We start from the raw sequence: 12,014 nt of genomic DNA, 5'->3' as shown, positions 1-12,014 counted from the left end.
AGAATCAACGCCGCATTTCGCTTACGCTTTCTCTGGCGGGAAAATCAGGTTCAGAACAATAGCGGTAATACCGCCAGCAGCAATGCCGGAAGAGAGCAGGTTTTTTACCCAGTCAGGCGCAAACTGCAGGATCAGCGGTTGCTGGGAGACGCCGAGACCAACAGCCAGCGACAGTGCGATAATCAGGATGGCGCGGCGGTTCAGCGGTTCACGTGACACGATGCGTACCCCGGAGGCGGCGATAGTCCCGAACATTACCAGCGTTGCCCCGCCCAGAACAGGTTCAGGGATATGTTGTACAAAGCCACTGACTGCCGGGAACAGACCCAGCGCGATCAGCATCAGCGCCACTACAAAACCAACATAGCGGCTGGCAACGCCGGTTAACTGGATGACCCCATTATTCTGACCGAAGCAGGAGTTCGGGAAGGTGTTGAATACGGCGGAAACAAACGAGTTCAGACCGTTCGCCAGCACGCCGCCTTTCAGGCGTTTCATATACAGCGGACCAGAAACCGGCTGTTCGGAGACATCGGAGGTGGCCGTAATATCACCGATGGTCTCCAGCGAGGTGATCATAAAGACCAGCATCAGCGGTAGCAGTAAGCTCCAGTCAATGCCCAGACCGTAGTACAGCGGCGTTGGTACCATGATCAGATCCTGACTTACCGGCGCGGTATTTTGTGGCAACATGCCCATAAACCAGGCCAGCAGGTAGCCCGCCGCCATGGCAATCACCAGTGACGCAACGCGCAGGTATGGGTTGCGCTGGCGATTAAGAATGATAATCAGCGCCAGCACGACACCAGCTAGCATCAAATTCTTCGGTGCGCCAAAGGTGTTGTCGCTCATTGCCGCGTAACCGCCGCCAATCGATGTCAGGCCCACCTGAATCAGTGACAGACCAATGATCATCACTACCACCCCTGAGACCAGCGGAGTAATAATACGACGTGCCAGATGCAATACACGCGAGATAACCATCTCGGTGCAGCTTGCCAGCATCAGTGTGCCAAACAACGCCGCCATCATGGTTGGGATATCGGCGCCACCGGTTTTTAGCGCCGTACCGCCCATAATCAGCGGCGCAACAAAGTTAAAGCTGGTGCCCTGAATGGATAACAGCCCTGAACCTACCGGTCCCCAGGCTTTGATCTGAATGATAGAAGCCACGCCGGAGGCGAACAGCGACATACTGATAATGTGTTGAGTATCCTGAGCCGGTAAACCAAGCGCCTGGCAAATTAACAGAGCAGGGGTGATCACCGCGACGAACATGGCCAGCAGATGCTGACAGGCGGCAAACAGGGTCTGGGCTAACGGGGGGCGATCTTCAAGACGGTAAATCAGTTCACTGTTGTGAGTCTGCGCAACCGGTTGCGCATTTGTCGACTCTACGGCGTTAACGGACATCAGAGGCAATCCCATGGTGGAAAAGCGGTGATTTTATCTGACCAGGACAGAAAAGCAAACGTTTGCGAGTAACTATTCTTAATATTTAAAACGGATAAACAAACATTTTTATATAACTTTTCATCATTTTCTGCTTAAAATCCACCCCGATAACTCATTAAGAGCTAAAAATCGACCTGGAATGAATCGTGCGTAGCAGAACTGCAAAGCGCACTAATGGAGCTGTATATGTTTTACCTCGATACATTATCAACACTGGTTGCTGCAACCCTGGTGTTGCTGCTGGGGCGTAAGCTCGTCCAGTCTGTCTCTTTCCTGAAAAAATATACGATTCCCGAACCTGTAGCAGGTGGATTGCTGGTGGCGATCGCGTTGCTGGTGCTGAAAAAAAGCATGGGCTGGGAGGTCAATTTTGATATGACGTTGCGCGATCCGCTGATGCTGGCGTTCTTCGCAACTATCGGCCTGAACGCCAATATTGCCAGCCTGCGCGCGGGTGGCCGCGTGGTGGGCATCTTTCTGATTGTGGTTGTTGGGCTGCTATTAATGCAGAACGCTATTGGTATCGGTATGGCGAGCCTGCTGGGTCTCGACCCGCTGATGGGCCTGATTGCCGGTTCGATAACGCTCTCTGGTGGGCACGGAACTGGAGCGGCGTGGAGCAAGCTGTTTATTGAACGCTATGGTTTCGCTAATGCAACTGAAGTGGCAATGGCATGCGCAACGTTCGGCCTGGTGCTGGGCGGCTTGATCGGTGGGCCTGTTGCGCGCTATCTGGTAAAACACTCCACGACTCCGGATGGTATGCCGGACGATCAGGCAGTACCGACTGCGTTTGAAAAGCCGGATGTTGGGCGCATCATCACTTCGCTGGTGCTGATTGAAACCATCGCGCTGATTGCTATCTGCCTGACGGTGGGCAAAATCGTTGCGCAAATGTTGGTGGGAACGGTGCTGGAACTGCCGACCTTCGTCTGCGTACTGTTTGTCGGTGTGATCCTGAGTAATGGTCTGGCGCTACTGGGCTTTTATCGGGTGTTTGAGCGTGCGGTTTCGGTACTTGGTAACGTCAGCCTGTCGCTGTTCCTGGCAATGGCGTTAATGAGCCTCAAGCTGTGGGAACTGGCCTCGCTGGCGCTGCCAATGTTGGCAATCCTTGTCGTACAGACCGTTTTCATGGCGCTGTATGCGATTTTTGTCACCTGGCGCCTGATGGGTAAGAACTACGATGCGGCGGTGCTGGCTGCCGGGCACTGTGGCTTTGGCCTCGGCGCAACGCCGACAGCGATAGCCAACATGCAGGCGATTACCGAACGTTTTGGTCCATCACATATGGCGTTTCTGGTGGTGCCGATGGTGGGGGCGTTCTTTATCGATATCGTCAACGCGCTGGTGATTAAGCTGTATCTGCTGTTGCCGATTTTTGCGCAATAAAGGCCGTGCGGCGGTGTGATAACCGCCGCGATGAAGAGGGTTATGCGTTGGAGTAGCGTTCAGTTTCTGGCATCCAGCGCTCTATCAGCGCCACTGCCTGCTGTGGATAACGTTCGTGAATATGGCGGGCAATGCGCTGAACTTCCGGAATAATTGCCTGATCGCGCAGTAAATCCGCCACCTTAAATTCCGCCGTTCCGGTCTGGCGTGTACCCAGCAGCTCACCGGGGCCGCGGATCTCCAGATCTTTTTGCGCAATAACGAATCCGTCGTTGCTGTCTCGCAGCACCTGCAGACGCTTTTGCGCTGTTTTTGACAGCGGTGATTTGTACAGCAGGACGCAGTGAGAAGCGACTGCACCGCGACCGACGCGGCCGCGCAGCTGGTGTAACTGCGCTAAACCCAGACGCTCCGGGTTTTCAATAATCATCAGGCTGGCGTTAGGTACGTCTACGCCAACTTCAATCACTGTAGTGGCGACCAGCAGATGCATTTCGCCCTGTTTAAACGCAGCCATGACAGACAGCTTCTCTGCAGGTTTCATGCGCCCGTGCACCAGACCAATATTAAGCTCCGGCAGAGCGAGTTTAAGTTCTTCCCACGTGGCCTCTGCTGCCTGGGCCTCCAGTAAATCAGACTCTTCGATCAACGTGCAGACCCAGTACGCCTGACGTCCTTCGTGCGTGCAGGCGTTACGCACACGGTCAATGATGTCGCTGCGGCGGGTATCCGGAATCGCGACGGTGGTGACCGGTGTACGTCCCGGAGGCAGTTCATCAATCACTGATGTGTCGAGATCGGCATAGGCGGTCATCGCCAGCGTGCGTGGGATTGGCGTGGCGGTCATGATCAATTGATGCGGGTGGAAACCCTGCTGCTGACCTTTTTCCCATAGTGCCAGGCGTTGATGCACGCCGAAGCGGTGTTGTTCGTCGATGATAACCAGAGCCAGACCATTGAACTGAACCTGTTCCTGGAAAATAGCGTGAGTGCCGACAATCATCTGTACCTGGCCGCTGGCAATAGCTTCCTGCTGTGCCTGACGCGCTTTACCCTTTTGCTTGCCGGCCAGCCAGCCCACTTCAACTCCCAGCGGTGCAAACCAGTTGCGGAAGTTATTTGCGTGCTGCTCAGCCAGGAGTTCGGTGGGGGCCATCAGCGCAACTTGCTTGCCATGTGCAATTGCCCGTAGAGCAGCAAGTGCCGCAACCAGCGTTTTTCCGGAACCAACATCACCCTGTACCAGTCGCATCATCGGGACATCCAGCGCCATGTCGCGTTCAATCTCGGCGGTTACCCGCGCCTGTGCGCCGGTTGGCTTAAAGGGGAGGGCTGCCAGTAGCTTATTTTTCAGCGTATCGTTCGCGCTCAGCGGCTGGGCGTGAAAACGCTGGGCTCCGGCGCGTAACGCCAACATGCTGAGGTTGTGGGCCAGCAGTTCTTCCAGAATCAAACGTCGCTGTGCCGGATGTTGTCCGGTTTCCAGATCGCTTAGCTGGAGTGACGGCGGTGGACGGTGCAGCGTGCGCAGAGCTTCTGGCAGGCTCATCATCCCTTGTAGTAATTCCGGTGGTAGCAGTTCGGCAATGGCGCAGGTATCAAGCAAATCCAGCGCCTGATCGGTCAGTTTACGCAGCGTTGCCTGCTTCACGCCTTCGGTTGTCGGGTAAACCGGCGTGAGCGTTTCCTGGAGTTCCGGCGTGCTGAGATCGCCCTGTACGCGATATTCCGGATGGATCATCTCGGCGCCATATTTCCCTCGTTTGGCTTCGCCGTAGGCCAGCACCCGTCTTCCGGTCGCGAGGCTATTTTTCATCGCGGCGCTGAAATTGAAGAAGCGCATCGTCAGAATACCCGAGCCATCGCTTATCTGGCAGGTCATCATCCGGCGGCCACCGAAGGTGATATTGCAGTTCAACACTTCGCCTTCAACGGTGGCGTAGACGCCAGGCAAGAGTTCGCCAATTGGGTAAAGATGAGTACGATCTTCGTAGCGCAGAGGAAGGTGGAGCAGGAGGTCCTGCACGGTGTGCAGGCCAATTTTCGCCAGTTTACTGCTTTGCGCTGCGCCAACGCCGGTCAGAGAGTTGAGTGGGATGGCATCCAGTAAACGGCCTTTCATCGCGTTTATCTCGCAGATTGCATAGTGGCCCACCACGTTGCATCGGCTTCAATTTCGCCCTGCGTGTTTACGTGAGGGTAGGGAAGACCTTTGCGCTTAGCGACATTCGCCAGCACCGGATAACCGCCTTCAAACAGTAAACGCTGCTGCTCATCTTGTGGCAGCATGCTGTTTTCTCGTCGGTACATCCCCGTGTTTTGCCGCTGGCGCTGTGCTTCGTACAGAATCAGCGCGGAGGCGACAGAAACGTTCAGCGACTGCACCATGCCAGTCATGGGAATGATGATGTCCTGATCAGCCAGATCCAACGCTTCCTGAGTGATGCCAGTTTTCTCCTGGCCCATCAGGATGCAGGTGGGGCGTGTGTAATCAATCTCGCGAAAATCCACGGCGTTATCTGACAGATGGGTTGCCAGAACCTGCATACCCTGGCTTTTTAAATGTGTGACAGCATCGCCAATAGTCGGGTGGGTCTTGACTTGCACCCAACTGTTACTGCCTGCGGCAGAAGAGAGCATAGTGCGCATGCGGCTACCCGGCCAGACGGCGTGGACTTCATGCACGCCGACCGCATCTGCAGTACGAATAATCGCAGAAACGTTATGAGGTTTGTGAACCTGCTCCATGCAGACGGTCAGATCGGGCTGACGACGTGCGAGCATCTCGCGGATACGTGCATAGCGCTGTTCATTCATAAGACTAGTTTCGGTTACGGGTGACTTTTATCACGTCCGGCATGACGCGGATTTTGCGCATGATATTCGCCAGGTGCACACGATCTCGTGCTGTCAGGCGAATAAAGGCACTATACACGCGGCCATCTTTCTCTTCCGTATTCAGACTCTGAATATTGGAGGTGGTCGTGTTGATTGCCGCCGTCAGGTTCGCCAGAGCACCCTGGTGGTTAAACATATCCACCTTAATCTCGGTGATGAATTCCTGCTCTGTTTCTTTATCCCATTCCACTGCCATAAACTTCTCTGGCTCTTTCTGGTAGCCACGGATGTTACGGCAGGACTCATGGTGGATCACCAGACCTTTACCCGGGCTGACGTGGGCAATGATTGGATCGCCAGGAATTGGACGGCAGCATTTTGCGAAGGTGATCAGCACGCCGTCTGCGCCTTTAATCGGCAGATGGCCATGACCAGATTGTGCTGGCGCATTTGCCGGCACTTCACCCTGCTGGAGGTTTTTCGCAACGACCACGCTCATGGCGTTACCCAGGCCGATTTCAGCTAACAGATCGTCAAGCGTGGCGAGCTTCATGCGCTCAAGCTCACGCTGGATGCTCTCTTGCGGGATCTCTGCCAGTTTACGGCTACCGCCTAAGGCATGGTTGAGCAGACGACGGCCCAGACTGACGGAATCATCGCGCTTAAGGTTTTTCAGCAGTTGGCGAATTTTGGCGCGAGCTTTTGAACTGACCACAAAGTTGAGCCATGCCGCATTGGGGCGAGCGCCTGGCGCGGTAATGATTTCAACGGTCTGGCCACTGGAGAGCGGCTGCGAAAGTGGGTAAGGCTGCCTGTCGACGCGGGCGCCAACGCAGGCGTGACCGATATCGGTATGCACGGCGTAGGCGAAGTCGACAGGCGTTGCACCGGCGGGCAGTTCGACAATGCGCCCTTCCGGTGTGAAAACATAAATCTCATCCGGGAAGAGATCAGATTTGACGCTTTCAATAAATTCAAACGAGCTACCGGCGCTCTGCTGCAGTTCCAGCAGACTTTGCATCCAGCGCTGAGCGCGGATTTGCGCAGTGGTGCTGCTTTCGCCGCCGTGCTCTTTGTAAGCCCAGTGCGCTGCAACACCCATCTCCGCCATCTGGTCCATGTCTTCAGTACGAATCTGTACTTCAACCGGGACGCCATGAGGGCCGATCATTGAGGTGTGCAAAGACTGATATCCGTTCGCTTTCGGAATGGCGATATAGTCTTTCACGCGACCAGGACGTGGTTTGTACAGGCTGTGCATCTGGCCGAGTACGCGATAGCAGGTATCGGAATCATGAACGATGACGCGAAATGCGTAGATATCCATGATGGAGTGAAAACGCTGCTCTTTGAGCACCATTTTGCAGTAAATCGAGTACAGATGCTTCTCACGCCCGCTTACGCGACACGGAATGCCTGCCTCTTGCAAACGCCCTTCGATTTCCGAGAGGATTTTTTGGATCATCTCTTTGCGGTTGCCGCGAGCGGCTTTAACCACTTCTTTAATCACGCGATAGCGGTTCGGGTACAGCGCTTCAAAACCCAGCTCTTCTAGCTCGGTTTTTATATGATGAATACCTAAACGGTGTGCCAGCGGACTGTAGATTTCGAGGGTTTCACGAGCGATGCGGCGGCGCTTATCCGGGCGTAATGAGCCCAGCGTGCGCATGTTGTGGGTTCGGTCGGCAAGTTTGATGAGAATGACGCGGATATCCTGCACCATCGCCATAATCATCTTGCGAAAGTTTTCGGCCTGCGCCTCTTTCTTATCGCGAAACTTAAGCTTATCAAGCTTTGATACCCCTTCTACCAGTTCAGCAACGCTTTTACCAAAAAGCTGTTCCATATCCTGGTAGGTGGCAGGGGTATCTTCAATCACGTCATGCAGCAGCGCAGCCATTAGCGTTTCATAGTCGAGTTTCATCTCGGCCAGAATGCAGGCTACCGCTACCGGGTGCGTGATATAGGGTTCACCGCTTGAACGTGTTTGGCCCTCGTGAGCGTCACGTGCAACGAGATACGCCTGCCGAAGACGCTTAATCTGGTCTTCCGGCAGGTAGTTTTGAATCAGTTGATTCAGGCTTTCAAACAGATACAAGGGCGACCCGCTTTGTGATTAACGACGACCTTCAGCAATAGCGGTAACGGCTTGTAATTCAGCGGCTTCCTGCTCTTGCTGTTCCTGGCGCTCACGTACGTCGAGGATCTGGTTGTTGATCAGACCTTCTTCGATTTCGCGCAGCGCGATAACGGTAGTTTTATCGTTTTCTTCCGGTACGAGCGGATCCTTTCCGCCTACCTGCATCTGACGAGCGCGACGCGCGGCGACCAGTACCAGGTCAAAACGGTTACCAATTTTCTCTACAGCGTCCTGAACAGTTACGCGTGCCATACTTAAAATGCTCCACAGGTGAAGAAATGACTGGGCATGATACTGAATGTGGGTTCAGTCTGCCAACAGTTTGCTGATTAAAGCGTCATGACGCTGCTTTTGGCGGCTCATGCGCAGACGTTCGGCGCGAATGATGGTTTTCAAATCGCCCAGGGCGGTATCGAAATCATCATTCACAATAAGATAATCATATTCGGCGTAATGGCTCATTTCTGCAACAGCTTGCGCCATACGTTTTGCGATCACTTCTTCGCTATCCTGCCCGCGGCCGCGGAGACGGCGGTCCAGTTCAATCTTAGAAGGTGGCAAAATAAAAATGCTGCGTGCATGCGGCATTTTTTCACGAATTTGCTGTGCACCTTGCCAGTCGATATCTAAAAAGACATCTACGCCGGATGCTAATACTTGCTCAATCGTCTCACGCGAAGTGCCGTAATAATTGCCGAATACCTCAGCGTGTTCCAGGAACGCATCTCTGCCAATCATGGTTCTGAATTCGTCATGGTTCACAAAGAAATAGTGTTCACCATGCACTTCCCCCGGGCGCGGTGCGCGCGTGGTGTGTGAAACAGAAACCTGGGTGTCATACAACGGTTGGGTCTTTAATAAAGCCTGAATCAGGCTGGATTTACCCGCGCCACTGGGGGCAGAAACAATATAAAGCGTGCCTTGAGCCATGAGTATCTTAATGTATGTGATTGTCGAAAGAGAGCCTACATACGAGCTTATTATACACGTAGCCGCTTTGTGACGTAGCCCTTGTCACACTTTTTGCGCATGTTTATTGCGTTTTGCGTACCAGTTTCCTGTTTTATCGGTGATTTGCAGCAATACATGCAAATGTCCGGAAAGCTGTTCGCAGGATGAGTTTTTGCCGCTCTGTTTCGATGAGGCTTTGCGCTATACCTGCCGGGAAACGCATTTTCAGGCGGAGGCGGTATGGGGTTATGGAAAAGCATTGTGCTGGCGTTGCTGTTCTGCCATTTGCGGGCCGGGGCCGCGTGTCCCGCCTGGTCTGCAGATCGGGCAAACGAGGAAATGTCGCGACTACAACAGCAGATAACGCAATGGAATGATAGTTATTGGCAGCAGGGTGTGAGTGCCGTAGATGACGGTATTTATGATCAGTTGAATGCGCAACTACGCCAATGGCAGCGCTGTTTCGGAGGTGATTCACAGACAGACCTGTCTGCGCCACCGATAAGCGGCTCAATATTGCACCCTGTTCCTCATACGGGTGTTCGTAAGCTGGCGGATAAACAAGCGGTGCAGCAATGGATGCAGACGCGTAGCGATCTCTGGGTGCAACCAAAGGTAGACGGTGTTGCGGTAACGCTGGTTTATCGGGATGGCAATCTGATTAAGGCGATTAGCCGTGGTAACGGCCTCAAAGGTGAGGACTGGACGCAAAAGGTTCTCCAGATGCCTTCAATACCGCGGACCGTCAGAGGACTGCTTGCTAACAGCACGCTGCAGGGGGAGATTTTTTTGCAGCAGGATGGGCATATCCAGCAAAAGAAAGGCGGTATGAATGCCCGTTCTAAGGTTGCCGGAATGATGATGCGGCAGAACACGCCGGAGTTATTACGCTCTCTGAACATATTTATCTGGGCCTGGCCTGATGGTCCGGCGGTCATGTCGGAAAGGCTGGAGCAACTCACCGCTGCCGGGTTCAGTTTTGCGCAGCGCTATACTCAGGCTGTGAAGAATGCGGACGATGTAGAGCATACCCGCGCCAGGTGGTGGACTTCGGCGCTCCCTTTTGTGACGGATGGTGTCGTGGTGCGAGCGGGGAAAGAACCGCAGGCGCGATACTGGGTACCCGGGCAGGGCGACTGGCTGGCAGCGTGGAAATATCCCCCGGTGGCTCAGGTATCAGAGGTTACAGATATTCAGTTTTCAGTTGGTAAAAGTGGGAAAATTGCCGTTGTTGCTATGTTGGAGCCCGTCATGCTGGACGATAAACGAGTGCAACGTGTCAATATTGGCTCTGTACGTCGCTGGAATGAATGGGATATCGCACCTGGAGATCATATTCTGATAAGTCTGGCAGGTCAGGGGATCCCCCGAATCGACGAAGTGGTCTGGCGTAGCACTCAACGCACTAAGCCAAAGCCGCCTGAGGGTCGCTTCAATTCAATGACCTGTTTTTATGCCACGCCGGGGTGTTACGAGCAGTTTATTGCCAGACTGGTTTGGCTGGGCGCAAAAGAGGTGCTGGAATTAGAAGGTATTGGTGAAGCGGGGTGGCGGGAACTGCATCAGGCGTATCGTTTTGAGCATATCTTTTTCTGGCTCGGATTAACTCAGGAGCAGATCCAGTCCACATTAGGCGTGAGCAAAGGGGAGAAGATATGGCATCAGTTTAATCTGTCGCGCCATCTCCCGTTCACGCGCTGGGTTATCGCCATGGGAATACCGTTAACACAGGCAACGCTGAATGCCAGTCGGGATGATTCGTGGCAACAATTGCAGGACCGCGATGAACAAAGCTGGCGGCAGCTTCCTTCCATGGGGGGGCAGAGGACACGACGGGTTATTCAGTGGCTGGAGGATCGAGAAATCACTGCGCTGAGCAACTGGTTAGCTGCTCAGCGTATCGCGGGTTTTATGCCTTAATGGCCTTCATGGCGATAATAAAATACCGGTAGTCCCAACTTCAGGCGCAGTGCCAGTAAACGTGCTGTAAAGCCGAACAGTAGGGTAGATATCACCACCACATCGTGGCTGGAGACATAATGTTGCAGCACGATGTACAGCACGGCAGCGGCAAATGACACGCCGGCATAAAGTTCTTTCTGAAATACGAGCGGGATGCGTTTGCAGAACATGTCGCGTAATACGCCGCCGAAGACGCCGGTGGTAACCGCAGCGACCACGGCGATAATCGGCCCGTGACCCATATCCAGCGCCACCTGTGCGCCAATAATAGAGAAGACCACCAGGCCCAGCGCATCCAGTACGAGGAATATTTTACGCAGGTAGGGCATCACGGGAGCAATAATCGTTGTCAGTACCGCAGCGGCTGCCACGATAATGACGTATTCAGGATGCTTTACCCAGCCAAGCGGATAGTGGCCGAGAAGAATGTCGCGTACCGAACCACCGCCAATGGCGGTCGCAGTGGCAATAATAATGACGCCAAATGTATCCATACGACGACGACCTGCCGCAAGCGCCCCCGTCATGGCTTCAGCTGTGATACCAATTAAATATAAAACGTGTAACAGCATGTCTTCCCCCTGATTTGCTGGGGGCTAAGGTTAACGATTTGTGCGCACTGTCACGATTGAGATTTTCTAAGGTGAAACGATTTTAATAACTACAGCTAATGCTGATTTGATGAAAATGCCATATTGCATGCGCTTCATGGTATTGGCGATACTGATAAATGATGAGAAAATATAATGCGTAGTGAGAGGTTATAAACATGCTCATCGAAAAAAACACGTAGCGCCGCCGTTTACTGGCGGGCTACGTATGATATTTCATCAAGCTATCACTCCCCGACCATAGAACAAGTTGACACGCCAGAAGCCATTAGGGAAGTCATCATGAGTAAACTCTGATATTCAGCGACCTCTATTCTGAAAAATGGTCCCCCTCAGCTATCGCTTCTATGTGTGTAGGGGCATTTACAGCAAAATCTTCAGCATTTAGTCAGTCGGAGTGATAGACATGAGCGTAAGAGAAGAAATTCAGGATGGCAGAGAGGCTGGAATTTTAAGAAGTGGGATAATCTACACCGAAGTTTTGGGCTGGATAGATATGGGACATGCTCGAGGAGATGATGTCAGAAAGTTACTCTCGGATATACACCAGGGTGAGCATTCAGGAAAGGATTATTACGATGTAAAATAGGTAATGACTCCAACTTATTGGTAGTGTTTTATGTTCAGATAATGCCCGATGACTTTGTCATGCAGCTCCACCGATT

The 12,014-nt window shown here is 53.2% G+C and carries 10 protein-coding genes and 1 pseudogene; 3 read left to right on the top strand and 8 right to left on the bottom strand.

Annotation, left to right across the window (positions count from 1 at the left end; genetic code table 11):
* Positions 1-21: 21 nt before the first annotated feature.
* A complete protein-coding gene (gene xanP / locus RYZ59_RS17675) occupies positions 22-1,413 on the bottom strand; it encodes a xanthine/proton symporter XanP (RefSeq protein WP_271442013.1) in 1,392 nt (463 codons plus the stop codon).
* Positions 1,414-1,641: 228 nt separating this feature from the next.
* Between xanP and gltS the strand changes: the two genes are divergently transcribed.
* Positions 1,642-2,847, top strand: coding sequence for a sodium/glutamate symporter (gene gltS / locus RYZ59_RS17670; RefSeq protein WP_202037394.1), 1,206 nt, complete (start codon positions 1,642-1,644; stop codon positions 2,845-2,847).
* 40 nt (positions 2,848-2,887) lie between these two features.
* Here the strand turns inward: gltS and recG are convergent, their stop codons facing one another.
* The 5 genes from recG to gmk are packed head-to-tail and all read right to left on the bottom strand — an operon-like array spanning position 2,888 to position 8,755.
* Entirely contained in the window at positions 2,888-4,969 is a 2,082-nt protein-coding gene (recG, locus tag RYZ59_RS17665; RefSeq protein ID WP_202037395.1) for an ATP-dependent DNA helicase RecG, read from the bottom strand.
* A 5-nt stretch (positions 4,970-4,974) separates the two neighbouring features.
* Positions 4,975-5,664, bottom strand: coding sequence for a tRNA (guanosine(18)-2'-O)-methyltransferase TrmH (gene trmH / locus RYZ59_RS17660; RefSeq protein WP_318049919.1), 690 nt, complete (start codon positions 5,662-5,664; stop codon positions 4,975-4,977).
* Positions 5,665-5,668: 4 nt separating this feature from the next.
* Positions 5,669-7,783: a bifunctional GTP diphosphokinase/guanosine-3',5'-bis pyrophosphate 3'-pyrophosphohydrolase gene (spoT, locus tag RYZ59_RS17655; protein ID WP_318049921.1), complete on the bottom strand. Its 2,115-nt coding sequence runs from the start codon at positions 7,781-7,783 to the stop codon at positions 5,669-5,671.
* 18 nt (positions 7,784-7,801) lie between these two features.
* The gene (gene rpoZ, locus RYZ59_RS17650; RefSeq protein ID WP_000135058.1) at positions 7,802-8,077 is read right to left on the bottom strand and encodes a DNA-directed RNA polymerase subunit omega; all 276 of its coding nucleotides are present in this window, start codon (positions 8,075-8,077) and stop codon (positions 7,802-7,804) included.
* Positions 8,078-8,131: 54 nt separating this feature from the next.
* The gene (gmk, locus tag RYZ59_RS17645; protein ID WP_137382115.1) at positions 8,132-8,755 is read right to left on the bottom strand and encodes a guanylate kinase; all 624 of its coding nucleotides are present in this window, start codon (positions 8,753-8,755) and stop codon (positions 8,132-8,134) included.
* Positions 8,756-9,016: 261 nt separating this feature from the next.
* On the opposite strand from gmk, the gene ligB reads away from it, so the two are divergent.
* The gene (ligB, locus tag RYZ59_RS17640) at positions 9,017-10,696 is read left to right on the top strand and encodes an NAD-dependent DNA ligase LigB (protein WP_318049922.1); all 1,680 of its coding nucleotides are present in this window, start codon (positions 9,017-9,019) and stop codon (positions 10,694-10,696) included.
* On the opposite strand, the gene RYZ59_RS17635 is transcribed toward ligB, so the two are convergent.
* On the bottom strand, positions 10,693-11,310 hold the full coding sequence (locus RYZ59_RS17635; RefSeq protein ID WP_038635410.1) for a trimeric intracellular cation channel family protein: 618 nt from the start codon (positions 11,308-11,310) through the stop codon (positions 10,693-10,695). The two genes, ligB and RYZ59_RS17635, sit on opposite strands and share 4 nt — an antisense overlap.
* 445 nt (positions 11,311-11,755) lie before the next feature.
* Between RYZ59_RS17635 and RYZ59_RS17630 the strand changes: the two are divergent.
* Positions 11,756-11,935 (top strand): annotated as a pseudogene (locus RYZ59_RS17630) (hypothetical protein); the annotation flags it as partial.
* Between the two features lie 17 nt (positions 11,936-11,952).
* Here RYZ59_RS17630 and RYZ59_RS24810 read toward each other — a convergent pair.
* Positions 11,953-12,014, bottom strand: a 62-nt coding sequence (locus RYZ59_RS24810) for an IS1 family transposase (RefSeq protein ID WP_071528444.1), incomplete at its 5' end; no start/stop codon positions are given.

It is taken from the genome of Citrobacter sp. HN-141 (assembly GCF_033341895.1).
Classification (GTDB): domain Bacteria; phylum Pseudomonadota; class Gammaproteobacteria; order Enterobacterales; family Enterobacteriaceae; genus Citrobacter.
This window is presented reverse-complemented; position numbering and strand designations above follow the sequence as displayed.

Excerpts from the sequence above, each read along its gene's own strand:
- xanP (WP_271442013.1), bottom strand. The coding sequence starts at position 1,413 with ATGTCCGTTAACGCCGTAGAGTCGACAAATGCGCAACCGGTTGCGCAG.
- gltS (WP_202037394.1), top strand. The coding sequence starts at position 1,642 with ATGTTTTACCTCGATACATTATCAACACTGGTTGCTGCAACCCTGGTG.
- recG (WP_202037395.1), bottom strand. The coding sequence starts at position 4,969 with ATGAAAGGCCGTTTACTGGATGCCATCCCACTCAACTCTCTGACCGGC.
- trmH (WP_318049919.1), bottom strand. The coding sequence starts at position 5,664 with ATGAATGAACAGCGCTATGCACGTATCCGCGAGATGCTCGCACGTCGT.
- rpoZ (WP_000135058.1), bottom strand. The coding sequence starts at position 8,077 with ATGGCACGCGTAACTGTTCAGGACGCTGTAGAGAAAATTGGTAACCGT.
- gmk (WP_137382115.1), bottom strand. The coding sequence starts at position 8,755 with ATGGCTCAAGGCACGCTTTATATTGTTTCTGCCCCCAGTGGCGCGGGT.
- ligB (WP_318049922.1), top strand. The coding sequence starts at position 9,017 with ATGGGGTTATGGAAAAGCATTGTGCTGGCGTTGCTGTTCTGCCATTTG.
- RYZ59_RS17635 (WP_038635410.1), bottom strand. The coding sequence starts at position 11,310 with ATGCTGTTACACGTTTTATATTTAATTGGTATCACAGCTGAAGCCATG.